Origin of the sequence: Achromobacter aloeverae (genome assembly GCF_004121055.1) — a bacterium.
Classification (GTDB): Bacteria; Pseudomonadota; Gammaproteobacteria; order Burkholderiales; family Burkholderiaceae_B; genus Bordetella_C; species Bordetella_C aloeverae.
Genome location: NZ_PYAL01000003.1, coordinates 259760 through 285065, shown reverse-complemented (window position 1 = coordinate 285065; position 25306 = coordinate 259760). Strand labels below are relative to the sequence as shown.

The 25306-nt window shown below is 67.5% G+C and carries 23 protein-coding genes; 10 read left to right on the top strand and 13 right to left on the bottom strand.

Annotated features, from left to right (window positions below; all coding sequences use genetic code 11):
• Positions 1 to 24 precede the first annotated feature (24 nt).
• Complete coding sequence (locus tag C7R54_RS12385) at positions 25 to 852, bottom strand: metallophosphoesterase (RefSeq protein WP_129150741.1); 828 nt, start codon at positions 850 to 852, stop codon at positions 25 to 27.
• A gap of 200 nt (positions 853 to 1052) precedes the next feature.
• Here C7R54_RS12385 and C7R54_RS12380 point away from each other — a divergent pair, with 200 nt between their 5' ends.
• Complete coding sequence (locus C7R54_RS12380; RefSeq protein ID WP_129150740.1) at positions 1053 to 1622, top strand: hypothetical protein; 570 nt, start codon at positions 1053 to 1055, stop codon at positions 1620 to 1622.
• A 64-nt stretch (positions 1623 to 1686) separates the two neighbouring features.
• On the opposite strand, the gene C7R54_RS12375 is transcribed toward C7R54_RS12380, so the two are convergent.
• Entirely contained in the window at positions 1687 to 2298 is a 612-nt protein-coding gene (locus tag C7R54_RS12375; RefSeq protein WP_129150739.1) for a superoxide dismutase, read from the bottom strand.
• 163 nt (positions 2299 to 2461) lie between these two features.
• Between C7R54_RS12375 and C7R54_RS12370 the strand changes: the two genes are divergently transcribed.
• Together C7R54_RS12370 and C7R54_RS12365 are read left to right on the top strand one after the other, a co-directional pair.
• Positions 2462 to 4375, top strand: a complete 1914-nt coding sequence (locus tag C7R54_RS12370) for an ABC transporter permease (protein ID WP_129150738.1) — start codon at positions 2462 to 2464, stop codon at positions 4373 to 4375.
• Positions 4372 to 5976, top strand: coding sequence for an ATP-binding cassette domain-containing protein (locus C7R54_RS12365; RefSeq protein ID WP_129150737.1), 1605 nt, complete (start codon positions 4372 to 4374; stop codon positions 5974 to 5976). The genes C7R54_RS12370 and C7R54_RS12365 overlap by 4 nt, the downstream gene beginning before the upstream one ends.
• A 41-nt stretch (positions 5977 to 6017) precedes the next feature.
• Here the strand turns inward: C7R54_RS12365 and C7R54_RS12360 are convergent, their stop codons facing one another.
• A complete protein-coding gene (locus C7R54_RS12360) occupies positions 6018 to 7655 on the bottom strand; it encodes an OpgD/OpgG family glucan biosynthesis protein (RefSeq protein ID WP_129150736.1) in 1638 nt (545 codons plus the stop codon).
• A gap of 295 nt (positions 7656 to 7950) precedes the next feature.
• Here C7R54_RS12360 and hemF point away from each other — a divergent pair, with 295 nt between their 5' ends.
• Genes hemF through C7R54_RS12345 form a run of 3 tightly spaced genes read left to right on the top strand, consistent with a single transcriptional unit; the run spans position 7951 to position 11619 of the window.
• Positions 7951 to 9021 (top strand): oxygen-dependent coproporphyrinogen oxidase, encoded by a 1071-nt coding sequence (gene hemF / locus C7R54_RS12355; protein WP_129150735.1) that lies wholly within the window; start codon positions 7951 to 7953, stop codon positions 9019 to 9021.
• A 41-nt stretch (positions 9022 to 9062) separates the two neighbouring features.
• Complete coding sequence (locus C7R54_RS12350) at positions 9063 to 10556, top strand: DASS family sodium-coupled anion symporter (RefSeq protein WP_129150734.1); 1494 nt, start codon at positions 9063 to 9065, stop codon at positions 10554 to 10556.
• A gap of 10 nt (positions 10557 to 10566) precedes the next feature.
• Positions 10567 to 11619 carry an Ldh family oxidoreductase gene (locus tag C7R54_RS12345; protein ID WP_129150733.1) on the top strand — a complete coding sequence of 351 codons (1053 nt, stop codon included), beginning with the start codon at positions 10567 to 10569 and terminating at the stop codon, positions 11617 to 11619.
• A gap of 31 nt (positions 11620 to 11650) precedes the next feature.
• On the opposite strand, the gene cydX is transcribed toward C7R54_RS12345, so the two are convergent.
• From cydX to C7R54_RS12295, 10 genes are all read right to left on the bottom strand, one after another.
• Entirely contained in the window at positions 11651 to 11749 is a 99-nt protein-coding gene (gene cydX / locus C7R54_RS12340) for a cytochrome bd-I oxidase subunit CydX (RefSeq protein ID WP_129150732.1), read from the bottom strand.
• A 22-nt stretch (positions 11750 to 11771) separates the two neighbouring features.
• Positions 11772 to 12875 carry a cytochrome d ubiquinol oxidase subunit II gene (gene cydB / locus C7R54_RS12335; protein WP_129151047.1) on the bottom strand — a complete coding sequence of 368 codons (1104 nt, stop codon included), beginning with the start codon at positions 12873 to 12875 and terminating at the stop codon, positions 11772 to 11774.
• 13 nt (positions 12876 to 12888) lie between these two features.
• Positions 12889 to 14466: a cytochrome ubiquinol oxidase subunit I gene (locus tag C7R54_RS12330; protein ID WP_129150731.1), complete on the bottom strand. Its 1578-nt coding sequence runs from the start codon at positions 14464 to 14466 to the stop codon at positions 12889 to 12891.
• A complete protein-coding gene (gene cydP, locus C7R54_RS12325) occupies positions 14456 to 14689 on the bottom strand; it encodes a cytochrome oxidase putative small subunit CydP (protein WP_129150730.1) in 234 nt (77 codons plus the stop codon). Before cydP ends, C7R54_RS12330 begins: the two co-directional genes overlap by 11 nt.
• Positions 14690 to 15005: 316 nt before the next feature.
• A complete protein-coding gene (locus C7R54_RS12320; RefSeq protein ID WP_129150729.1) occupies positions 15006 to 15767 on the bottom strand; it encodes an SDR family NAD(P)-dependent oxidoreductase in 762 nt (253 codons plus the stop codon).
• Complete coding sequence (locus C7R54_RS12315) at positions 15767 to 16852, bottom strand: ABC transporter substrate-binding protein (RefSeq protein ID WP_204524326.1); 1086 nt, start codon at positions 16850 to 16852, stop codon at positions 15767 to 15769. The genes C7R54_RS12320 and C7R54_RS12315 overlap by 1 nt, the downstream gene beginning before the upstream one ends.
• A 119-nt stretch (positions 16853 to 16971) precedes the next feature.
• A complete protein-coding gene (locus tag C7R54_RS12310; protein ID WP_204524325.1) occupies positions 16972 to 17931 on the bottom strand; it encodes an ABC transporter permease in 960 nt (319 codons plus the stop codon).
• On the bottom strand, positions 17928 to 18749 hold the full coding sequence (locus tag C7R54_RS12305) for an ABC transporter ATP-binding protein (protein WP_129150728.1): 822 nt from the start codon (positions 18747 to 18749) through the stop codon (positions 17928 to 17930). Before C7R54_RS12305 ends, C7R54_RS12310 begins: the two co-directional genes overlap by 4 nt.
• A gap of 75 nt (positions 18750 to 18824) precedes the next feature.
• Positions 18825 to 19766, bottom strand: coding sequence for a dihydrodipicolinate synthase family protein (locus tag C7R54_RS12300; protein ID WP_129150727.1), 942 nt, complete (start codon positions 19764 to 19766; stop codon positions 18825 to 18827).
• 87 nt (positions 19767 to 19853) lie between these two features.
• A complete protein-coding gene (locus tag C7R54_RS12295; protein WP_129150726.1) occupies positions 19854 to 20696 on the bottom strand; it encodes an IclR family transcriptional regulator in 843 nt (280 codons plus the stop codon).
• A 323-nt stretch (positions 20697 to 21019) separates the two neighbouring features.
• Here C7R54_RS12295 and C7R54_RS12290 point away from each other — a divergent pair, with 323 nt between their 5' ends.
• From C7R54_RS12290 to C7R54_RS12275, 4 genes are all read left to right on the top strand, one after another.
• A complete protein-coding gene (locus tag C7R54_RS12290) occupies positions 21020 to 21718 on the top strand; it encodes a GntR family transcriptional regulator (protein ID WP_129150725.1) in 699 nt (232 codons plus the stop codon).
• A 93-nt stretch (positions 21719 to 21811) separates the two neighbouring features.
• Entirely contained in the window at positions 21812 to 22792 is a 981-nt protein-coding gene (locus tag C7R54_RS12285; protein WP_129150724.1) for a Bug family tripartite tricarboxylate transporter substrate binding protein, read from the top strand.
• Between the two features lie 46 nt (positions 22793 to 22838).
• Positions 22839 to 24218 (top strand): MmgE/PrpD family protein, encoded by a 1380-nt coding sequence (locus tag C7R54_RS12280; RefSeq protein ID WP_129150723.1) that lies wholly within the window; start codon positions 22839 to 22841, stop codon positions 24216 to 24218.
• A gap of 71 nt (positions 24219 to 24289) precedes the next feature.
• Complete coding sequence (locus C7R54_RS12275) at positions 24290 to 25285, top strand: D-2-hydroxyacid dehydrogenase family protein (RefSeq protein ID WP_129150722.1); 996 nt, start codon at positions 24290 to 24292, stop codon at positions 25283 to 25285.
• Positions 25286 to 25306 lie beyond the last annotated feature (21 nt).

Sequence of the window (25306 nt, the reverse complement as noted above, 5' to 3'; positions counted from 1 at the left end):
GCTTGCGAATTTCTGGTCCCGGGGCTAAGCCCCCGCCTGGCTGGCGATCTCGACCAGGCGATGCGGCTGGAAGTCCACCTGTTCGCCCTTGTCCTCGTAACCCAGCGGATTGGCGATTACGCGGCAACCGTCCTTCACATAGTCGAACGCGCAATGCAGATGGCCATGCAGCCAGTAATCGGCCATGGGCAGCAGCTCATCCAGGCTGTTGCAGAAGCCGGCGGTGCCCGGCGTCACGCCGTAGCGCGGGTCCGCGCTGGCCAGCGTGGGCGCGAAGTGGGTCACGGCCACGGTGGGGCCGTCGTACGGCTGGGCCAGCGCGGCGCGCAGCCATTCCTGGCAGGCCAGGGACTGCGCGCGCATCTGCTCGGCCATGAAAGGCTGGCCGTCGCGCACGGTGGCGGCCTTGGCCAGGTAGAAGTCGGCCGCCCGATAGGCCTTGCCGCGCTTGTCCAGCACCTGCTTCATGCTGTCGCGCGGCGTGGCCAGCGCGTCGAAATCCGCCCATAACGTGGTGCCGATGAAACGCACGCCGCCGATCACGAGGCTGGCGCGCTCCAGCCACTGGATGTCCAGCGCCTCGCAGAGTTCACGCAGGCGCGCATGCACCGCGTCGAAGTCGGCGCGGTCGTATTCGTGGTTGCCAGGCAGGTAGAGGACCGGCGTGGGCCAGCCGTGGCGGGGCGAAAACCGGCGCAGCGCGAAATCGTGCGTGGCCAGGTCCGCCGCCGTATTGCCCCGACAGGAACCGATGTCGCCGGCCAGCACCAGCAGGTCGGCGTCGGGCGCGGGCGTGGCCACGAAGTCGTGGTTGTGTTCGAGGTGCAGGTCGGACAGCAGTTGCAGGCGCATGGCGATCGACGGGAAAAGGTGGGACTGGCTGCAAGAATAGTCCAGGCGTGCGCCGTTACAGAAATCGCCGTTACAGAAATGTGAGCCAGCGAAAATTTACGCGCTGTCGAATCTCATCCACTTTTGCGGCGTCCCTCCCTATAATTCCCGCGTTGACGGCAAACCAGCCCCCGCAGGGGTGCGACACGCAAGGCGGCACCATGAGCGATCTCGGCCTGATCATTCCCAAAACCAACCTGTTCTCGAACCACAAGCACGGCATTACCGCCGCCGACGATGCACAGGGCAGCGACAGCTTCCAGCAGCAGCTGTCCCAGGCACTGGGCGTCAGCGCGCTGTCGCAATCCACGTCCGGCGCCGACAGCACGTCCGGCACCGATGCCAGCGTGGCCACCTCGACCTCGACAGGCCGTATCGGCACCCTCTCGGCAGGCGCGGCCGACGCGTCCTCGCTGGGCGATTCCAGCCTGGCGGCCAGCACGCCCGAGGAGGCGCTGCGCCAGTACACGTCGTCCTCGCTGCCGCAGCAGATGTTCTACACCATGCTTTCCAGCATGGGCATCACCAAGGAGCAGTTCGAGGCCATGACGCCGCAACAGCAGGCCCAGATCACGCAGCAGTTGCAGGAACGCCTCAAGCAGGCCGCTGCCGCCGGCCAGCTGCCTGGGGCGGCGGGCTTGGGCCAGGCAGCGGCGGCCACGCCCGTGCAGGCCTCGGCGGCCAGCGCCCAGACCGGCGACGCGTTGAGCGCCTTGCAGGCCCTGCTCTGACGACCCGGCCGGCCTGAAACGGATAACGCACCCTCACCAGGGTGCGTTTTTCATTGCGCGGCGGTCAGGCAAGGGCCGCCTCGTAGCGGCGCGCCACCTCGTTCCAATCCACCACGTTGTAGAACGCGGCGATGTATTCGGGACGGCGGTTCTGGTACTTCAGGTAGTAGGCATGCTCCCACACGTCCAGTCCCAGGATGGGCGTGTTGCCGGTCATCAAGGGACTGTCCTGGTTGCCCGTGCTTTCGACCGCCAGCTTTTGCGCCGGCGTCACGCTGAGCCACGCCCACCCGCTGCCGAAGCGGGAAACGGCGGCCTTGGTGAAGGCTTCCTTGAATGCGTCGAAACCGCCCAGGTCGGCAGCGATGGCGGCGGCCAGCCTGCCGGCGGGCTGGCCGCCGCCCTGGGGCGACATCACCGTCCAGAACAGGCTGTGATTGGCGTGGCCGCCGCCGTTGTTGCGCACCGCGCCGCGCACGGCCTCGGGCAGTTCATCGAGGCGGGCCACCAACTCGTCGATCGGCGGAAAGGGCAGGCCCGCGCCCTCCAGCGCGGCATTCACGTTGTTGATATAGGCCTGGTGATGCCTGGTGTAGTGGATCTCCATGGTCTGCGCGTCGATATTCGGTTCCAGCGCGTCGTAGGCATAGGGCAGCTTGGGCAGGGTGTACGACATGGCAAATCTCCGATAGGGTGGCGGAAGGGAATCGCCAAAAAATATTAATACAAACGATAATCACTTCTATTACTAACCAGATTGACGGCATGGTTGTCCGCGACCGGGGCCGTATACTCGTGGCCGATAAGAAGCAAGGGGAAATCATGTTCATCGCCCGGTCATGGACCTGACGGGATTCCTGGCACAGCTGCTCAACGGCCTGGCCGAAGCCTCATCGCTCTTCCTGGTCGCCGCCGGACTCTCGTTGATCTTCGGTGTCACGCGCATCGTCAACTTCGCGCATGGCTCGCTGTATATGCTGGGCCTGTACGTGGCCTATTCCATCGTCGAACGCATCGGCGCGACGCCGCTCGGCTTCTGGGCCGGCGTGCTGCTGGCCGCGCTGGCCGTGGGGGCGCTGGGCGCACTGCTGGAGATCGTCCTGCTGCGGCGGATCTACCGCGCGCCCGAGTTGTTCCAGCTGCTGGCCACCTTCGCCCTGGTGCTGATCATCAACGACGCCACGCTCTGGCTATGGGGGCCGGAAGACCTGCTGGGCCGCCGCGCGCCGGGCCTGACGGGCGCGGTCATGCTGCTGGGCCGCCTTTATCCCGTCTACAACCTGGTGCTGATCGCGCTGGGTCCGCTGGTCCTGCTGCTGATGTGGCTGTTGCTGACCCGCACGCGCTGGGGCACGCTGGTGCGCGCCGCTACGCAGGACCGCGAGATGCTGGGCGCGCTCGGCGTCAACCAGGCCTGGCTTTTCACGGGCGTTTTCGCGCTGGGCGCGATGCTGGCGGGACTGGGCGGCGCGGTGCAGTTGCCGCGCGAGGCCGCCAGCCTGGGGCTGGACCTGCGCGCGATCGGCGAGGCCTTCGTCATCGTGGTGGTCGGGGGCATGGGCTCGATACCCGGCGCTTACGCGGCGGCCCTCCTGATCGCGGAAATCAAGGCCATGTGCATCGGCCTGGGCACCGTCACGGTGGCGGGCATGGAGCTGGCCTTTCCCAAGATGACGCTGGTTGCCGAGTTCGCGGTCATGGCGCTGGTGCTCGTCTTCCGGCCCTGGGGCCTGCTGGGCCGTCCCCAGGCCGCCACGCGCAACCTGGCGCCGCCGGAGGCGCCCCTGCGACCCGCCACGCCCGCCCTTAAAGCGCTGGGCCTGGGCGTCCTGCTGGCCTTGGCGCTGCTGCCGCGGCTCACGCCCTGGTTTCCCTACGCGCCGGTGCTGGCCCTGGACGTCCTGATCGCGGCCCTTTACGCGCTGAGCCTGCACTTCATCATGGGGCCGGCGGGAATGCACTCCTTCGGTCATGCCGCCTATTTCGGCCTGGGCGCCTATGGCGCGGCGCTGCTCCTGAAGTCGGCTGCCCTGCCCATGCCGCTGGCGCTCGCCCTTGCGCCCCTGGCCGGCGGAGTGGGGGCGCTGCTGTGCGGCTGGTTCTGCGTGCGCCTGACGGGCGTCTACCTGGCCATGCTGACGCTGGCCTTCGCGCAGATCGTCTGGTCCGTGGTATTCCAGTGGGACGGCTACACGGGCGGGTCCAACGGCATCGTCGGCATCTGGCCCGCCGACGTCCTGTCGGGCGACCGCTACTACTACCTGGCGCTGGCCCTGGCGGCCGGCGGCACCGTGCTGCTGCGGCGCGTCCTGTTCTCGCCCTTCGGCCTGGCCATGCGCGCGGGCCGCGACTCGCCGCTGCGCGCCGAAGCCGCCGGCATCGCGGTCAAGCGCGTGCAATGGGCGGCCTTCGTGGTGGCCGGCGTCTACGCCGGCCTGGCCGGCGCGCTGGCGGCCTTCTCCAAGGGCAGCATCGGGCCGGACATGATAGGCATAGGCAAATCAGTCGACGCCCTGGTGATGGTGCTGCTGGGCGGCGTGCAGACCCTGGCCGGCCCGCTGGCCGGCGCCGCCGCCTACACGGTGCTGCAGGACATGGCGATCCGCGCGACGGACTACTGGCGCGCCTTGCTGGGACTGGCGATCCTGCTGCTGGTGCTGGCCTTCCCGCAAGGCATCGCCGGCTATGCGGCGCGCCTGGCGGGCCTGGCGCGCCTTCACCGCGCGACGAAACGCACGGGAGCCACGCCATGACCTTGCTGGAAGTCAGGCACCTGTCGCGCGCCTTTGGCGGCGTGCAAGCCGTGGACGCCATCGATTTCGACCTGGAGGCGGGCGAGATGCTGGCCCTGATCGGCCCCAATGGCGCAGGCAAATCGACCACCTTCAACATGATAGGCGGCCAGCTTCGCCCCTCGTCCGGCGTGGTGCGGCTGGCCGGCCGCGACATCACGGGCCTGCCGCCGCGCGCGATCGCGCGGCTGGGCGTGGGCCGGACCTTCCAGGTCGCCGCGACCTTCGCCGGCCTGGCCGTGCTGGAAAACGTGCAGATGGCCTTGCTGGCGCACGACCGCAAGATTTTCCGCGCCTGGCGCCCGGCGCGGCTCGCCAGGCGCGATGCCGCCCTGGCCTTGCTGGAGCAGGTCGGCATGCAGGAGCAGGCGGAACGCCCGTGCAGCGAGCTGGCCTACGGCGACGTCAAGCGCGTGGAACTGGCCATGGCCCTGGCCGGCGCGCCACGCCTGCTATTGATGGACGAACCCACCGCCGGCATGGCGCCCGCCGAACGCCATGCCCTGATGGCTTTGACCCAGCGCCTGGCGCGCGAACGCGGCATGGCGGTGCTGTTCACCGAGCACAGCATGGACGTGGTTTTCGCCCATGCCGATCGCCTGCTGGTGCTGGCGCGCGGCAAACTCATCGCGCAAGGCACGCCGGCGCAAGTGCGCGATGATGCGCAAGTACAGGCGGTGTACTTCGGCAGTGGCGCGACGTTCGCGGACCGGGACGTGGGCGCGCGGCCCGCCCGCCATGAAGGGCCGAGCAATGACGCATTGGCGCCGGTCCGGCCAGCGGCGGACATCCCTCCCGGCCTCGATGCCGCCGGTGGCTTCCATGCCTGCTCCGCGGAAGAACCGCTGCTGCGCGTGCAAGGCCTGCATGGCGGCTATGGCGCCGCGCGCATCCTGTTCGATATCGACCTGGACGTGAGGCGTGGCGAGGTCGTCGCCTTGATGGGCCGCAACGGCGCCGGCAAATCCACCACCATCAAGACCTTGATGGGCCTGCTGCCCGCCAGCGAGGGCCGCGTGGACTTCATGGGCCGCGATATCACCGGCTGGCCGGCGCACCGCATCGCCCGCCTGGGCCTGGGCTATGTGCCGGAAGAACGCCGCATATTCACGGACCTCACCGTCGACCAGAACCTGGCAGTGGCGCGCCAGGCGGCGCGCCACTGGCCCGACGGCACGCCCGGTCCAAGCTGGGACGCCAGCCGGCTCTATGAACAGTTCCCTCACCTGGCATCATTGCGCGACCGCGTGGGCAGCCGCATGAGCGGCGGCGAACAGCAGATGCTCGCCGTGGCGCGCACGCTCATGGGCAATCCTTACCTGGTGCTGCTGGACGAACCCTCCGAAGGCGTCGCCCCCGTCATCGTCGAGCAGATGGCCGCCCTCATCCTGGCGCTCAAGCGCCAGGGCGCCAGCATCCTGCTGTCGGAGCAGAACCTGCATTTCGCTGCCCTGGTCGCGGACCGCGCGTATGTACTGGACCAAGGCCGTATCCGCTACGCGGGCGCCATGTCGAGCCTGAACGGGGACATGGCCGCGCGCCGGTCCTGGCTGGGCGTTTAGGCTGGCACAGCGCCGCGGCCCCGCGGATCGCGCCGTGCACACTACGCCGGATATTTCCGCTTGTCCGGCGCCGGCGGGAAATACTGATACAGCCAGGTTTCGCTCAGGACCTTCTTGTCCTTGATGCGGCGGATGAACAGGCGCATCTCCACCGGGTCCACGCTATCGCTGGTCGGATACCAGTCGAACATCGCGCGGAACCCCTCGACGGCCGGATGCAGCGCGAAAATCTGCTGGTCGCGCACCTCGCCGTGGCTGACCGTCACCACGGACTCCAGTCGCTCGTTCTTGTCCATGCCCTGCAGCGGGCCGCCGACGAAATCGATGGCGAAACGACGCGCCCACTTGTCCGGATAGTGCTCGCCGGGCGCCCAGCCCTCGGTAAACCCGCCCATGCCGGAGCGCGTGGCCAGCACTTGCGCCAGCGTGGGTTTGACCGGCGGCAGGGCCGCCCAGTGCAGCTTGTAGCCGAAGCGCAACTCCGCGCCCGCCTTGACCGGTTCCTGGGGATTCCAGAACGCGACGACGTTGTCCAGCGTTTCTCCCGTGGTGGGGAGTTCCATCAGGTCCACGGTGCCCTTGCCCCAGGACGTGGTGGGTTCCACCCACAGGCTGGGGCGGCGGCTGTACCAGTCCACGGTGTCCTGGTATGTGGCGAAATCATGGTTGCTCTGCACCAGCCCGAAACCGCGCGGATTCTCGTCCTGGAAGGTGCTGAAGGCGATGCGCGCCGGGTTGTTCAGCGGCCGGCACACCCACTCGCCATCGCCGCGCCACATCGACAGCCGGTCGGAATCGTGGATGTTGGGATGGATGGTGTCGCACATGCGCCGCTCGTAGCCGCCGCAGCTGAACATGCTGGTCATCGGCGCGATGCCCAGTTGCTTGATGTCCCGCCGCGCGTAGATATAGGCATCGATGCCCATCACCACGCGGTCCGCCAGGCAATCGATGTCGAAGCGGTAGGCGCCCGTGGCGCTGAGCGAATCGAGCAGCGCGTACAGCACGAAGCGGGTCGCGTTCGCCGCCGGGGTCTCGAACCAGAATTCCGTGAAATGGGGGAATTCCTCCGGCACGCCGGCATAGGTATTGATCGCCATGCCGCGCGCCGACAGGCCGTACTGGCCGGTATTGTCCACCGCGCGGAAATAGCTGGCGCCCAGGAAGGAGACGATGTCGTACTTGGCGATGTTCGGCGCCTTGAACACCTTCAGGCCCGAAAAGCCCAGGTCGCCCTTGAGCTGGCTCACGTCCACGCCGCTGTCGGCGTAGTTGAACAGTTCCGGCCGGAAGGGAATCTCGCGCACTTCCCGCGTCTTCGGATTGATCGCGTGCATGCGCACGGGCTGGCGGAAATCCATGCCGACGTGGAAGAACTGCACGTCCAGCTTGCCATGCACGTCATGCCACAACGAATGCGCGGGATCGTACTGGATGGCGTTGAACTGCTGCGGCGTCATCTTCGACAACGTCTCGGGCAGTTTCTGGCGACCATCGATGAAAGTCTCGCCGGCCAGGTCGCGGGCGCGCGTCTGCAATTGCTTGAAATCGAACTTCGCGCCGGTCCCCCGCTTGGTCGGGTCGGCGGCGTAGGCCGAGGCGGCGAAAAACGCACTGGCGGGCAGGCCGGTAGCGGCGGTCAAGGCCAGGGAGGCCTTCAGCAGTTTTCTACGGTGCATGGAAAAAACGAGGCGAGCCGGAAAAGCGGTTTCATGAAAACGGATGCCGGCGTCGTCATTCTTCGTGGCGGCGCCGGCATCCGTGCGTACGCTCAAGCATACGACATTCAGCGGTTTTCATTTGCGAACATACCCTGACATCCCGTCAACGGGCCGGTTTACGGACGCCTGTGCCCTCGTCTTGACCTCCGTCAATGCGCCGCGGCGGGGCATCCCTAGACTGCGTGCAGGGGCAATCCTGCCTCACCGGCGCCGCCCGGCCCCCAAGGACATGGGGCGCGCCCTGGGAGCCGCCATGAATCAGCACATCGACATCGACAGCGTCAAAGCCTACTTCCTGGAACTGCAGCACCGCATCGTCTCCACGCTGGAGGCCTTCGATGGCAAGGCCTTCATGGTCGATCCCTGGCATCGGCCGGCCGGCGACGCCCTGCGCGGCCACGGCCGCACCTGCGTCATCGAGGAGGGAGATTTCTTCGAGCGCGGCGGCGTCAACTTCTCGCACGTGCAAGGCGACACCCTGCCGCGGGCCATCGTCGACCAGCGCCCGGCCCTGAAGGGTTGCGGCTTCGAGGCCATGGGCGTGTCGCTGGTTCTGCATCCGCGCAACCCCTATTGCCCCACGGTCCACATGAACGTGCGCTTGTTCGTCGCCACCGGCGGCGACGTGGGCCACATGCCCGTCTACTGGTTCGGCGGGGGCATGGACCTCACGCCGGTCTACGGCAACGAGAACGACGCCCGCCATTTCCACGCGACCTGCCGGGACGCGCTACAGCCGTTCGGCGCCGACCTCTACCCGAGCTTCAAGACCTGGTGCGACGACTACTTCTACCTTCCTCATCGCAAGGAGGCGCGCGGCATCGGCGGCATCTTTTTCGACGATTTCAACGAATTCGGGTTCCACGGCGACTTCGCCCTGGCCCGCGCCGTCGGCGATGCCTTCCTGGCCGCCTACATGCCTATCGTCACGGTGAGGCAGCACATATCCTATGGCGAACGCGAGCGGGACTTCCAGCAATTCCGGCGCGGCCGCTACGTGGAATTCAACCTGATCATCGACCGCGGCACCTTGTTCGGCCTGCAAAGCCGGGGCCGCACGGAATCGATCCTGATGTCCATGCCGCCCGTCGCAAAGTGGCGGTATGATTGGCGGCCGGAGGCGAATACGGAAGAGGCACGATTGACGGAGATCTTCCTGTCGCGGCGAGACTGGCTCGCGGACACGTCCAAGACCGTCCATGTCGCGCAGATACCGCCCGCTTCCGCCGCGGCGAACGCTGTCGCTGGAAATAGCACTTCAAGCACTGCAAGCATGTCACGCATGGCCCACCTCGGCCGCTCAACAGCTGGGCATACGTCCTGATCGCCATCGATCCAGGGCGATGACCGAAACTGGAGATTGTCATGCCTTCGTCCGCCCCCTCGGCGCTCCCCGCAAGCAAGACGAAAACCGCCATTCCGCTGGGACTGGTGGCCGGCGTCATTGCCCTGATCGTGGTCTTGTTGATACCTCTGCCGCAGGGCTTGCCGGTGGCGGGCCACCGCATGCTGGCCATACTGGCGTTCGCCGTCGTCGTCTGGATCACCGAGGCGGTGTCCTATGAAGCCAGCGCCATCATCATCACGGCGCTCATCGCCCTCCTCATAGGCACCGCGCCCAATATCCAGAACCCGGCCGTCGAGTACGGCACCTCCGCCGCGATCGGCATGGCGCTGACCGGTTTTTCCAATCCCGCGCTGGCCCTGGTCGCCGGCGCGCTGTTCATCGCGGCCGCCATGACCCATACCGGGCTGGACCGCCGCATCGCCCTGCTGACCCTGTCCAGGATAGGCACCAGCACACGGCGCGTGCTGGTCGGCTGCATCGCCGTCACCATCGTCCTGAGCCTGGTGGTGCCCAGCGCCACCGCCCGCAGCGCCGCGGTGGTCCCCATCATGATGGGGATCATCACGGCCTTCGCGGTGGAGAAGCGGTCCAACGTCGCCGCCGGCATCATGATCGTCGTGGCCCAGGCCGTCAGCATCTGGAACGTCGGCATCCAGACGGCCGCCGCGCAGAACCTGCTGACCCTGGGCTTCATGGACAAGATGCTGGGCCAGCGCGTCACCTGGTCGGATTGGCTGGTCGCCGGCGCGCCGTGGGCGATCATCATGTCGGTGGTGCTGGTCTTCACCATCCTCAAGCTGATGCCGCCGGAAGCCAATGAAATCGCGGGAGGCCGCGAAACCATAGACCGCCTGCTGGCCGACCTGGGACCGATGACGGGGCAGCAGAAGCGCCTGCTGTGCGTGTCCGTCCTGCTGCTGCTGGCCTGGGCCACCGAAGGCCGCCTGCATCGCTACGACACCACGACCACCACCTATGTGGGCCTGGTCCTGCTGATGCTGCCGCGTATCGGCGTGATGACCTGGAAGGACGTGCAATCGCGCATCCCCTGGGGCACGGTCATCGTCTTCGGCGTGGGTATCAGCCTGGGCACGGCCCTGTTGACCACCCAGGCCGGCAAGTGGCTGGGCGAGCAGGTGGTGCAGCACACCGGACTGGACGCGCTGGGCGCGATCGGCATCTTCGCCGTACTGGCGGCATTCCTCATCCTGGTGCACCTGGGCTTCGCCAGCGCGACCGCGCTGACCTCGGCCATGCTGCCCATCCTGATTTCCGTCCTGACCACCCTGCCCGGGGAATTTAGCCGGCCCGGCATGACCATGCTGCTCGGCTTCACCGTCAGCTATGGCTTTCTCCTTCCCATCAACGCGCCGCAGAACATGGTGTGCCTGGGTACGGATACCTTCAACGCAAGGCAGTTCGCCAAGGTGGGCATCGTGCTCACGATCGTGGGCTACGTGTTGATGCTGCTGCTCGCCGCCACCTACTGGCGCTGGCTGGGCTGGATCTGAGGAGAACGCCATGCGGGTTCCGACTGCCCAGGCGCTGCGACTGGGCCAGCGCATCCTGGCCGCCCAGGGCGTGCCGGCCGACATCGCCGCGGCCGTCGCCGATCACCTGGTGGGCGCCGACCGGGCCGGCTATGCCAGCCACGGCCTGTCCATCCTGCCCACCTACTGCAAGGCGCTGGAAGCGGGCCTGGTCAATGGCGATGGCCGTCCCGAGCGCGTGCAGGGCAAGGATGCGTTGCAGGCCTATGACGGCCACAACGGCCTGGGCCAGTATGTCGGCAAGGCGGTCTTCGAGCAGGCCATTGCCCATGCCGGCCGGCATGGGCAATGCATTTTCACGTTGCGCAATACCCATCACCTGGGCCGCCTGGGCCATTACGGCGAAATGGCCGTGGCCGCGGGCCTGGTGCTGCTGGCCTTTACCAACGTCACCAACCGCAAGCCCACCGTCGCCCCCTTTGGCGGCGGCGCGGCGCGCATGACCACCAATCCCATCTGCATCGCGGTGCCCCTGCCCGATGACCGTCCGCCCTTCGTCCTTGACATGGCCACCAGCGCCATCTCCTTGAACAAGGCCCGGGTCCTGGCCGCGACCGGCCAGCCGGCGCCGGAGGGCGCGCTCATCGACGGCCACGGCCATCCCACCACGGACGCCAGCGTCATGTTCGACGATCCGCCCGGCGCGCTGTTGCCCTTCGGCGCGCACAAGGGCTATGCCCTGGGCCTGGCGGCCGAACTGCTGGCCGGCGTGCTGTCCGGCGGCGGCACGGTGCGCAATATTCCCGCGCGCGAAGGCGCCACCGCGAACAACCTGTTCGCCCTGCTACTGGACCCGAAGGCCATCGTCGAGCCGTCCTGGTACCTGCAGGAGACCGCCGCCTATATCGACTACCTGGTCACCTGCCCGCCCCAGCCGGGCGTCGACGCCGTGCAGTATCCCGGCGAATACGAAGCGCTCAGCCGCCGCCAGAATGCCGATAGCGTGGCCTACGAAGGCGGGAACTGGGACGGCCTGGTCGAGGCCGCCACCCGGCTGGGCGTCGCCGACGCGCTGCCGGGCTGAGGCGGATCCTCCGGCGGGCCGCCCCTCGCCGCTACTGGTCATCGTTGAGCCGCGGCTCCAGCCACATTGCGTTCATGATGCCGAAGAACACCGCCGCGGCCAGGCCCAATATCCATGTGAAATACCACATTGCACTCTCCCGTTGATCCGTTTCAATACAGCGTATGCCGGTCGGTTTCGATGGCCTGGCTGGTCACGCGCCCGAACATGATCTTGTAGACCCAGCTCGTGTACGCCAGGATGATGGGCAGGAACACGACCACGGCGAACAGCATGATTTCCAATGTCAGCGGACTGGACGTGGAATTCCACACCGTCAGGCTGTGCGCCGTATCGGTGGAGGACGGCATGATGAAGGGAAACATCGAAAACCCCGCGGTCAGGATGATGCCGATGATGCCCGCGCTGGAACTCAGGAAGCCCGCCGTCCCCGAATGGCGTCCCGACAGCGCCGCCGCGCCGGCCAGGCCCAGCACGCCCAGCAGCGGCGCCACCAGCATGGCGGGCCAGCGCGCGTAGTTGTCCATCCAGGCGCCCACCGCGGCCACGGCCGTGCCGTTGTCCTGCGCGCGGAAGCCAGCCAGCGCCGTCGCCACCCAGACGCCCGCCAGCACGAACAGCACCAGGCCCAGCAAGCCGGCCCAGCGCTGGGCCCGGGCCGCCCGCGCCCGCACGGCGCCGTCGGTCTTCAGTTGCAGCAGCGCGGCGCCATGCGTCACCAGCATGCACAGGCTGACCAGCCCGCACAACAAGGCGAAGGGATTCAACAACGCGAAGAAGCTGCCGGTGTAGGTGGAGCGCAGGTCGGCATCGAATTCGAAAGGCACGCCTTGCAGCAGATTGCCGAACGCCACGCCGAACACCAGCGCCGGCACCAGGCTGCCGCCGAACAGCGCCCAGTCCCAGAAGCCGCGCCAGCGCGGGTCCGAGACCTTGCCCCGATAGTCGAAACCCACGGGGCGAAAGAACAAGGCGAACAGCACCAGCAGCAGCGCGATGTAGAAGCCGGAGAATGCCGTGGCGTACACGCGCGGCCACGCCGCGAACGTGGCGCCTCCCGCGGTCACGAACCAGACCTGGTTGCCTTCCCAGGTGGCGCCCACGGCATTGACCACCACGCGGCGCTCCGTATCGTTGCGCGCGACGAAGGGCAGCAGCACGCAGGCCCCCATGTCGAAGCCATCGGTGAGGGCGAAGCCGATCAGCAGCGTGCCGATCAGCGCCCACCAGATCACTTGCAAAACGGTGTAATCGATCATGGCAAGCTCCTCAAGCCGACTTGCCGACGAGCGGCGACAGGTGTTGTTCGGGCACCGGCTCCGGGTGGTAGTCCGGACCGCGGCGGGCGTAGCGCACCATCAGGAACATTTCCACGATGAGCAGTCCGGTATAGAACAGGACGAAGCCGGCCAGGCTGAAGTACAGGTCGCTCGGCTGCAACGTGGAGGCCGACAGGCGCGTGGGCAGGATGCCCGCGATGGTCCACGGTTGGCGGCCCACCTCGGCGACGATCCAGCCGAACTCGGCCGCCAGCCACGGCAAGGGAATCGCCCACACCGCCCAGCGCAGGAACCAGCGGTAGCGGGGCAGGTCCACCAGGCGTCGGGCGCTGAACCAGAAGGCCAGCACGAAGGTGACCAGGAACAGGATGCCCAGGCCGACCATGATGCGGAAGGACCAGAACACCGGCGCCACGGGCGGCACGGTATCGGCGGCGGCGCGGTCGATCTGCGCCGGCGTGGCGTCCACCACATTGGCGGTGTAGTGCTTCAACAGCAGGCCATAGCCCAGGTCTTCCTGGTGCGCCTGGAAGCGTTCGCGCGTCAGTTGGGACGTGTCTCCCGAGCGCAGGTCGCGCAGCGCGCTGTAGGCCAGCATGCCGTTCTCGACGCGCGCGCGGTTCTCCTTCACCAGGTCCTTGATGCCCACCACCGGCTCGGTCACGGACCGGGTGGCGATCAGGCCCAGGGCCCAGGGTATGCGCACGGCATAGTCCGTGCGCTGCTCGGCCTGGTTCGGAATGCCGAACAAGGTGAAGGAAGCCGGCGCCGGCTGGGTTTCCCATTCGGACTCGATGGCCGCCAGCTTCATTCGCTGCACTTCGCCGGTGGTATAGCCCGATTCGTCGCCCAGCACGATGACCGACAGGGTCGAGGCCAGGCCGAAACCGGCGGCGATGGCGAAGGAGCGCTTGGCGAACGCGACATGCCGCCCGCGCAGCAGGTACCACGCCGACACACCCAGCACGAACATGGCGGCGGTCACGTACCCGGCCGACACGGTGTGCACGAACTTGACCTGCGCGATGGGGTTGAACAGCACGTCCGACAGGTTGGTCAGCTCCATGCGCATCGTTTCATAGTTGAAGTGCGCGCCGGCCGGATAGTTCATCCAGCCGTTGGCGACCAGGATCCACAAGGCCGACAGGTTCGAACCGAGCGCCACCAGTGACGTGACGACCAGGTGCTGCACGCGCGTCAGCCTGTCCCAGCCGAAGAAGAACAGGCCGACGAAGGTCGACTCCAGGAAGAAGGCCATCAGGCCCTCGATGGCCAGCGGCACGCCGAAGATGTCGCCCACGTAATGCGAGTAGTACGACCAGTTGGTGCCGAACTGGAATTCCATGGTCAGGCCGGTGGCCACGCCCATGGCGAAGTTGATGCCGAACAGCTTGCCCCAGAAGCGGGTCATGTCCTTGTAGATCTGCTTGCCCGTCATCACGTAGACGGACTCCATGATCACCAGGATCCAGGACAGCCCCAGGGTCAGGGGCACGAACAGGAAGTGGTACAGCGCGGTCACCGCGAACTGCAGGCGTGAAAGGTCGACGACATGACTATCGATCATGGCCGGTCTCCGAGGGTTGCATGGGGGATCCGACCAGGGCTGCGGAAACCTGGTTGGGGCCGAAGGAGGCGTTCTTCTGCGGATTCGAGAAGAAGAGAAGCTGCAGCACCACCAGCAGGGTCAGCTTGACGACCACCACCAGCGCGACTTCGCGGGCGGTGGGATGGGCACGGCCGAACGCCTCGGCACGCGCGCGTATGGACGGACATCGTTTCCTGCTCACGGCTCACCTCGTCGAAAACGTGTACCGCCAGGGGAACGGGCGTACAGCGAATGCAGGCGATACGAAGAAGAAGAAGAAGGAAGCGAAACTCGAACTGCGCCCCGGCGAGCGCAAGCGCGGGCCGGCAAGGCTGCGGGCATGGGACGATCTCCGTGTGAATACGGAGCGATTGTTCGCGCCCCTGCCCCCGGGCGCCATGATCTAAGTCAATGAGTCTAAGGGAAGTAGGGCCGGAGCGGCATTGCGCCGTGCCAAAGTGTGGCGCCGATGCCAATTTCACGGCCGGCCGGCGGTGTCCTGCAGGCGGATGACGCCGTTACAGGGAAGCCCCGCCGCACACCACGATCTGCTGGCCCGTGATCGCGCCCGCGCCCGGTCCCAGCAGGAAGGCGGCCAGCGCGCCGATTTCGTCGGGACGCACGAAGCGGCCCAGGGGCGGCAGCCGGGGCGGTGTGCCGCCCCGGGCGGGATCGCGCAGCATGGGCGTATCGGTGGCGCCCGGCGCGATGACGTTGACCGTAATGCCACGCGGCGCCAGTTCGGCGGCCCACGAGCGCGCCATGCCGACCAGGGCGGCCTTGGTGGCGGCGTACTGGCTGCGGCCGGCCGCGCCGTTGGCGGTGCGGCTGCCCACCAGCACCACGCGGCCGCCGTCCGGCAAGCCGGGCGCCAGCGCGTCGACCAGGACCTCGGCCGCGCGCACGTGGATGCGCCACATGGCCTCGCCGTCGTCGGGGTCCAGGCGGCCCAGGGGGGCGGTGCGCATGAAGCCTGCCGCATGCACGATGGCGTCGATCCGCCCGGCGGCGCGCAGCGCGGCGCGCAGGGCATCGTCGTCGGTCAGGTCGACCTGGCGGTGCTCCAGCGTGCCGGCGGCGGGCGCCGGGCTGCGGTCCAGCCCCAGCACCGACCAGCCGCCGTCCCGCAAGGCGGCCGCGATGGCGGCGCCTATGCCCGACGCCGCTCCGGTCACCAGCACGCGCGCCGGCTCGCGCGCCCCGCCGTCTGGCCCGTCCGTGGCGACGGCCGGGCCCTCGGTCGCTGGCGCGGGGCCGCCGGCGCCGGCGATGCCAGCCATCACTTGTAGTCCTTGGCCTGCTGCCGCACCTTGGCCAGGTCGAAATTATTGATGTCGTCGATCAAGGCATTGGTATAGAAGGGGCTGTAGTCGGCGATCTTGAAATCGTTCATTGCCGCCTCCGTCTTCAGTTCCTGGACGTTGATGCTGCCCATCCTGGCCCCCGCGTAGGGCGGTTCGTACAGCTTGATGCGCCGGCTGATCGCCTGCAGCACCGCGGCCACGGCGGCTTCCTCGGTACTGCCGCGCGGCGCGGTTTCGGGATACATGCGAAGGAAGGCCTGCGCGCCTGCCTTGGGGTTGGCCAGGATGAATCGCGAAGCCTTGCACACCGTGCGGCCGACGCCCACCATCACGGCGCGCTGGCTTTCCAGGGTCTGCACCGGCGTTTCCAGGAACTGGCCGCCCACCAGCGGCAGCCTGGCCGGCCGCGGCACCAGCTTGAACGGGATACCGGCCGCTTCGATCTGCCCGAAACCCGTGTCGTAGTACGCCAGGGCGTCGATGGCGCCGCGTTGCAAGGCCACCCCGGCCGGCACGCCGTTGCCCACCGCGATCCACTTGAAGTCCTTGTCCGGATCCAGCCCCAGCGAGCGCATCACATTGCGCGTCACGGGATAATCGGTGGCGCCGAAGTCCGACACGCCGATGCGCTTGCCCTTGAGCTGCTCATAGCCGGTCACCGCGGCATCCGGCGGCACGGCGATGTCCCACTTGTAGGGATAGGTGTATTGATAGAAATTCTTCGACGTCTTCCATTCGCCCTTGGCCAGCAGGGGCAGGCCGAAGGAGGGCACGCCCACGCCCACGTCCACGTCCCCGCGGTCCACCGCCACCTGCACATTGCCATTGGTGCCCAGCGCCAGCACATTGAACGCCAGCCCTTCCTCCTTCGCGTAGCCCAGCACCTCGCCGATGGCCAGGTTGATGACGATCGGGCTCATCGCCTTCAGCCCGACGCCCAGCTTGACGGGGCGCAGGTCCGCCGCGAAGGCGCCGCGCGGCCGCGCCGCCAGGGCCGCGCCCACCGCGCCGGCCGTGAAAAGAAAGTGTCTCCGATCCATACGCATGTTGTTCTCCGTCATGTCGTTCTCCACCGTCGTTTTCTTTTTTCGTTTTCTGTTTTCATGCGCGATCTTCGCGCGACCCTTCCCCGGTCCCCGCGCGCCGCTCGTGCCCGTGGCCTCAGCGCGCGCGGTCCGGCCTACCGCTTGTTGCGGTCCGCCCAATGCACGACCCGCTTCTCCAGCCTGCGCACCACCGCGTGCAACAGGATGCCCATGGCGCCCAGGATGACCAGCGCCGCGAACACGCCCGCCACGTCCGTCACGGCCTGCGCCTGGGTGATGACCACGCCCATGCCGCTCTGCGCGCCCAGGAACTCGGCCACGATCGTGCCAAGCAGCGCATACACCACCGCCATGTCCAGGCCCGCGAAGATATAGGGCGCGGCGTTGGGCAGCTTGACGATGCGGTACGTCTCGAAACGGCTGGCCGACAGCGAGCGCATCAGGTCGATGCGCTCCGGTTCGACCGCGCGCAGGCCGGTGAAGCTGTTGATCAGGATGGGGAAGAAGGACAGCAGGGCGGCGATGGCGATCTTCGACCCGTCGCCAAAGCCCAGCCAGATGACGATGAGCGGCGCAATGGCCACTTTCGGCAGGCTTTGCAGAGCGAAGGCGTACGGCATGACCAGCCGCTCTATCGTGCGGCTCTCGGCCATCAGCGACCCCAGCACCAGCCCCGCGCCGGTGCCGATGGCGAAACCGATGGCCGCATTGCAGAACGTGCTCCACAGCGGCAGGTAATAGCCGGTGGCGCTGGCCGGCGATACCGCCAGGCCGGACCACAGCGCGCGCACGACCGCCAGCGGATCAGGCAGGATATAGGACGGTACGTGCAGCAGGCGAACGCTGAACCACCAGGCGGCGATCAGCGCCGCCAGTCCCGCCAGGGTGATCCAGGACGTGTTGACGCCATCGCGCGATGCGCGCCGGCGCGGTCCGCGCGCCGCCGGTGGACGCGGCGCGTCCGTGGGACGGCCGCCAGGAACGCCCGCGGCGTCATGGCCGTCCCGCGCGGCGGCCGAGGCGGGCGAGGTGGCAGGCGGGGCAACGGAGGAGGTGGCCGATGGAACGGCCACCGAAGGCAGGGTCGTGGTCACTCGATGTCTCCCTGTGCGTTGAGCAGGCCGCGGATCTCGCGCGCCAGGCGGGCGTATTCCGGGTGGCCGATGATGGTGTCGAAGCCGCGCGGCCGGGGGATGTCCACCTTCAGGTCGCATAGCACCCGGCCCGGACGCGCGGACATGACCACGACGCGATCGGCCAGGAAAATGGCCTCGGAGATACTGTGCGTAATCAGGATCACGGTCTTGCCGTTGGCCTGCCAGATACGCTGCAACTCCAGGTTCATGCGCTCGCGCGTCAAGGCATCGAGCGCGCCGAAGGGCTCGTCCATCAGCAAGGTGCGCGGGTCGCGCACCAGGGCGCGGCAGATGCCGGCGCGCTGCTGCATGCCGCCCGACAGTTCGTAGGGATAGCGTTCGCCGAAATCGGCGAGGCCCGTCATCGCCAGCAGGTCGTCGACCCGGACCGTGCCGCGCCCCTGGCGGCCGCCCACGCGGGCCGGCAGCTCGATGTTCTGGCGCACCGTCAGCCAGGGCAGCAGGTTCGCCGCCTGGAAGACCACGCCGACATCGCGCGAAGGGCCATCGATGCGCCGCCCTTCCAGGGTCAGCTCGCCTTCCTCGCAAGGATCGAGTCCCGCCAGCATGCGCAGCAGCGTGCTCTTGCCGCAGCCGGAAGGGCCGACGATGCTGACGAACTCGCCATCGGCGATATCCAGGTCGACGCCGTCCAGCGCGCGCACCGCGCCCGTCTGCGTCTCGTAGGTCTTGGCGGCCGCGCGTATGCCGATCAGCGGCGGCCGTGGCGCCGGGGCGTCCACGCTATGCAGCCGGGGTTGCGTATTGCTCCACATCGTTCTGTCTCCTGGTCCGGCGGGCGCCGTCCTTGCGTCGCCTCGTCATCAACTTGCCACCAGGCAGCCGGCGCCTCAGGCGGCCGCCTGCACCGTCAATCCGGCCGCCAGCAAGGCCTCGTCGATGGCGCGCAATTCCTTGTCGCTGGGCGCGTGCGTGGGCGGGCGCACGGTGGCGCTGCGGATGATGCCGGCGCGCGCCATGGCGGCCTTCATGCGGCCGTGGGCCTCGCCGGTCGGTTCGCCCCCGCCATAGACCGCGTCCTTCAACGGCGTGATGCGGGCCTGCACCGCCATCGCCTGCTTCAGGTCGCCGGCCCGCACGGCCTCCAGCAGTTCGTGGATCAGGCCCGGCACCAGGGACGCGAAGCCCACCAGCGCGCCATCGATGCCCTGGACCATGGACGCAAGCAGGTATTCATCATGGCAGGTCAGCAGGGCCTTGGTCGGATCGGCCTCGCGGATGGCCTTCAGGTCGCGCGCGTACTTGTTCATTTCACGCGTGCCGATCTTGAAGGCCGCGACATGGGGCGACCGCGCCAGTTCGGCCAGCAGTTCGCAGGAAAAGGATGCACGGGTCCAGGCCGGATAGACGTGCACCACCAGCGGCAGGCCGCTGGCCTTGCCGATGGCGGTGAAGTAGTCGATGCAGTGCTCGGGCTTGAAGCCGAAGCGCAGCCAATGGTGCGGCGGCATGATGTCCAGGCCGCGCGCGCCCGCCTCCTTGGCCATGGCCGCCTGTTCCACCGCATCGTTGATGCCTTCGCAGACGATGGACGAGATCACCGGGCAGATGTCGCCGACGGCCTCGACGGTCAGCCGCGTGACGTGCGCGCGCTCTCGCGGCGTCAGCGAGAAGACCTCGCCGGTATGGCCGTTGGTCATCAGGGCATGGATGCCCGGCTGCCCGGCCAGCCAGCGCGAGAACCGCCGCAACTCCGGTTCGTCGATGCTGTAGTCCTGGTTGAAGGGCACGGCGATGGCCGGGATGATGCCGTTGAAATCGATGCTGGACACTGCTGTCTCCTGGTGTGCGTGGCCGCGTCTCTGGCGTAGGGCTGGTGCGTGGACGCTCGGCCTGGGATCAAGGTTGGGGAAAATGCGCTAGGTGATACGCGGCGATGCCACGGTGGGCGACATGAAGCCGCCGGTGGTCTGCAAGGCCTTGGACAATTCGGCTGCCGCGGCGACCAGCGGCGCGGCCGTGGCTGCCTCGAACGAGGACAGCGAGGTATGCAGCGCCGGCGCCGCGACGCTGAGGGCGGCCAGCGGCACGCCGTCCGGGTCCAGCACGGGCGCGGCGATGACGAACAGGCCCGATACCGTTTCCTGGTTCGATAGCGCGTAGCCGCACTGGCGCACGGCGGCCAGCCGCTCGAGGATGGCGGGCAGTTCGGTGATGGTGGTGTCGGTCAGGCGCTCGCGTGGTTGTGCTTCCAGCACCTGTATTTGCGTTTCGCGCGGCAGCCAGGCCAGGATGGCATGGCCAACGGCGGTCGAGTACGCGGGCACGCGGCTGCCGATGCGGATGTCCACGCCCAGGCGCGTCAGGCCCGCCTGGATGCGTTCGGCGTAGATGACATCGGCACCCTCCAGCACGCCCACGGAGGCGGCCTCGTTCACTTCGCCCACCAGCTGGCGCAGGATAGGGCGCGCCCGCGTGCGCAGGTCCGAACGGGCGATGGCGTTGAAGCCCAGGTCCAGCACCTTGAACGACAGGCGGAAGAGACGGCTGTCCGGCACCCGCTGCACATAGCCGATATCGACCAGCGTGTTGAGGAAACGGAAGGCGGTGGCGTTGTCCATCCCGCAACGGCGGGCGATGTCCGCCATGGTCAGCTCCGGCTCGCGCGCGGTGAAGGCCTCCAGGATCCGGAAACCCTTGGCGAGGGACTGGACGGTGTTCTTGCCGGCCTTGTCAGCGGCTTTGGTCGTGGCGTCTTTCATCGTCGCTTTCCTATGAGTTCGGAATGCGAATTTTAATTCGACAAAGCGGCCGCAAAAAAAGCGCGTTGCGCTTCATATCCTTGTCTCCACCGTGACGCACCAGCCGACGCCCGTATTCGCACGAAGCGTCCAAAAAATCCGCGTGAATTCGGAATGCGAACTTTAGTTCGTTGTTTTTTATAGGCTAACGCGGCGGACGAGGGTCCGCAACAGACGCGGGCCAAAAATACACTCAAGGTTTTCCCGTAGTGCGATTGACAGGCACCGCCGCCAAGTCGTCTAATCGTATACGATTCTACAAAGCACACTGTAGGAGTTTTTCCATGAAATGGCTCGCCTCCCAAACCGGCCAGGTGACGTTCGAGGACATCAAGAACACGTCGCTCGGCAAGCTGGTGCGCGACCAACTGCTCAATGGCATCCTTTCCGGCGCCTATGCGCCCGGCCAGGCCTTGCGCGAATCGGAACTGGTCGAGCAGTTGAAGGTCTCGCGCGTGCCTGTCCGCGAAGCCCTGCGCGAGCTCGAAAGCGCGGGCCTGGTGGTGTCGCGCAAGCATTCCGGCGTGTATGTGCGCGAGCTCAGCGACGAGGAGGTCAAGGACCTCTATCAATTCCGCTCCCTGCTGGACGGCCACGCCGGCCGCATGGCCGCGCAACTGCCCGACGACGAGCGCGACGAGTTGGTGCGCGAACTGGACCATTGCGTCAGCGCCATGGATACGGCGATCCGCGAAGGCAACGCCCAGGCCTACTACAGCCTCAACCTGGAATTCCACTGGCTGTTCATCGAATACGCGGGTAATCGCGAAATCGCCAAGGCGTACCGCGACATCATCCAGAAGCTGCACTTGGCGCGCCTGAAGAACCTGTCCAACGAGGAGCACCGCCTGCGCTCCAACGCCGAGCATCGGCAGATCGTCGAAGCACTGCGCAAGGTGACGTCGGCCGGGCACGCGGACGAATACGCGGCGCTGCTGGCGAAGCACGTCATCAACGCCCATGACCGGCTGTCGGTAATGTGAAGTTCCACCAGCCCCCCGCCCGGGGACCCACGTCCTTGCCCACGGGACGGCGTCCCACCCATACCTAGAACCATTCAACGAGGAGACAACCCCATGAATCGACGTTCCTTCCTGCTCGGCGCCGGCGCGACCGCCATCGGCCTGCCCTATGCCATGCCGTCCTTCGCCGCCGGCGCCTACCCCGACCGCCCCGTGACCTACATCGTCCCGGTGGCCCCCGGCGGCGGCAGCGACTATGTCGGCCGCGCCACGGCCAATGCCGTCGGCAAGGAACTGGGCACCACCTTCATCGTGGAAAACCAGAGCGGCGGCGGCGGCGTGATCGCGTGCCAGAAGACCATGCGGTCCAAGCCCGATGGCTACACCCTGATGCAGGGCTACGTCGCCACGCTGGGCACCAGCCCCGCCACCCGCACGGTGCCCTACGATCCCGTGAAGGACTTCACCGCGGTGGGCATGATCGGCGGCACGCCCAATGTGCTGGTGGTCAATTCCAAGCTGCCGGTGCACAACCTGAAGGAATTCATCGCCTATGCCAAGTCGCAGAGCAACGTGAACTACGGCTCAGCCGGCGCCGGTTCGCTGACCCACCTGCTGATGGAACTGCTGCAGCAGCAGGCCGGCACGCACATGGTCCACATCGCCTACAAGGGTATCGCTCCGGCCTTCACCGACCTGCTGTCGCAGCAGACCCAGTTCATGTTCCCGGGCCTGGCCGCCGCCGTGCCGCACCTGCGCGCCGGCACCGTGCGCGCCATCGCCCTGTCCGGCGAGGCACGCAACAAGGCCTTCCCCGATGTGCCGACGTTCAAGGAACTGGGCCTGGCCGGCTTCGACGACGTGCTGCAATGGTACGGCGTGTCCGGTCCGGCGGGCATGGACGATGGCGTGGTGCAGACCCTGAACACTGCCTTGAACAAGGTCCTGAGGGACCCCAGCCTGACCAAGGCGCTGGACACCGAAGCCATCGTGCCCATGCCGATGTCGCCCGCGCAGTTCGCCGCCTACGTCAGCAAGGACTACGAGCGTTGGTCCAAGCTGGCGAAGGCGCAAAATATCCATCTCGACGCCTGATGCAGGCGCCGGCTTTCCCCTTTTCGTTGCACCCCGAGAGAGACACATGGCTCTGAACACCAAGATCGATGCCGATCACAACGCCCCGCCCGTCACCCGCATCCTGGCCGAATACATCGTCAACCATCCGTCGCGCGGATGGGACGACGCCGCGGAGCACGAGGCGCACCGCACCTTCATGAACTGGCTGGGTTGCGCCGTCGGCGCCGCCGAGCACGAAGCGGGGGAAGCCGCGCTGCGCGCCGTGCAGGTGCTCCAGCCCTCGGCCCAGGCCACCGTGCTGGGCCGCGGCGAGCGCGTGGACATCGCCAGCGCCGCGTTGATCAACGGCATTACGTCACACACGTTCGACTTCGACGACACCCACCTCAAGACCATCATCCACCCCGCTGGCCCGGTCTGCTCGGCGGTGCTGGCGCTGGCCGAACTGACGGGCGCCAGCGGCCGCCAGATCATCGACGCCATCGTCATCGGCATCGACGTATCGTGCCGCATCGGCAACATGATCTATCCGCACCACTATGACCGCGGCTGGCACATCACCGGCTCCACCGGCAGCTTCGGCGCCGCGGCCGCCTGCGCCCGCCTGCTGGGCCTGGATGCGGACAAGACACAGATGGCGCTGGGCATCGCGGCCTCGCAGCCGGTCGGCCTGCGCGAGCAGTTCGGCACGATGACCAAGCCCTTCCATCCGGGCGGCGCGGCATCCGCCGGCCTGATGTCGGCCCTGCTGGCGCGCGAAGGCTATACCGCCAGCAAGCGCGCCATCGAGGCGCCGCGCGGCTTCGCCCAGGTGTTGTCGACCAAGTTCGACTGGAACGAGATCACCGACGAACTGGGCAAGCGCTTCGAAATTTCCTTCAACACGTACAAGCCCTTCGCCTGCGGCATCGTGATCCATCCCAGCATCGACGCCTGCGTGCAGCTGCGCGAACAGGGCGTGACGCCGGAAAACCTCGAACGCATCGACTTGCGCGTGCATTCGCTGGTGCTGGAGCTGACCGGCAAAAAGGAACCCGCCGACGGCCTGCAGGGCAAGTTCAGCGTCTACCACGGCTGCGCCGCCGGCCTGATCTTCGGCCGTGCGTCCGAGAGCGAATACGCCGACGACATCGTCACGCGGGAAGACGTCGTGGGTGTGCGCCGCAAGGTGGTCGCCACCGTCGACGACACCATCGACGAAGCCGCGGTGGACGCGGTCGCCACGTTGAAGGACGGCCGCAAGGTGCATGTCTTCGTCGAGCACGCCATCGGTTCGCTGCAACGTCCCATGTCCGACAAGGACCTGGAGGCCAAGTTCAGCAGCCAGGCCGATCCCATCCTGGGCGCCGAACAGGTGCGCAAGCTCATGGACGCCTGCTGGAACCTGGCCAAGGCGCAAGATGCACGCGGCCTGACGGCGCTGGCGCGCAAGGGTGGGCAATGAGCGCGCCGGGCCGCCCCAAGCGCGAATCCTCCCTCGGGGAGGCGGTCGCGCAGCGACAGGAGGGCCGTCCAATGATCACCGAACATGCCCGCTCCATCGTCGTCCTCGACGACTGGGAGAACGGCTTGCGCGACGGCGTGGACTGGCAGGCCATCCGGGCCGTCGCCGACGTGACGGTGCACAACGTCGCGTTGCGCGGCGCCGCGCTGGAGGCCGCCCTCGCGCGCGCCGACTGCGTGGTGCTGCTGCGCGACCGCACGCCGGTCGACGCGGACCTGCTGCGCAAGCTGCCGCGCCTGCGCCACATCGTGTTCACCGGCACGCGCAACAAGACGCTGGACGCCGCGGCCGCGCAAAAAGCGGGCATCCTGGTCAGCCACACGGAGTGGGGACCCTCGAAGGCCAGCACCTGCGAAATGACCTGGTCGCTGATCCTGGCCGCCACGCGGCGCCTGCCGCAACTCATGCTCACGCCCGCGCGCAACGTCTGGCGCGACCCCAAGGTTACGGCCTTCCTGCCGGGCGTACTGCACGGCCAGCGACTGGGCCTCATCGGCCTGGGACAGATCGGCCAGCGGGTCGCCGCGGTCGGCCGCGCGCTGGGCATGGAAGTCCAGGCCTGGAGCCCGAACATGACGCCCGACCGCGCCCGCGAACACGGCGCGCGGTCGGTCGACCTGGACGAGCTCCTGTCCAGCTCGCACGTCGTCAGCCTGCACCTGGTGCCGGCCGCCGGCACGCGCCGCCTGCTCAATCGCGAGCGCCTGGCGCTGATGCAACCGGACAGCCTGCTGGTGAACACCTCGCGCGCGGAACTCGTGGACACCGACGCCCTGGTCGAGGCCTTGCGGGCTGGCCGGCCGGGCTTCGGCGCCTTCGATGTGTTCGACGACGAGCCGCTGCCTGACGGCCATCCCCTGCTGGGCCTGCCCAATGTGCTGCTGACGCCGCACTACGGCTTTCTCAGCCGGCAGGTCTACGCCGAGTTCGCGCGCGGCGTCCAGCGCAACCTCCAAGCCTGGCTCGACGGCGTGGACGTACCCAACACGCTTGCGCAGGCAGCCTGATCCGGCGCCGGCGGCTCGCGC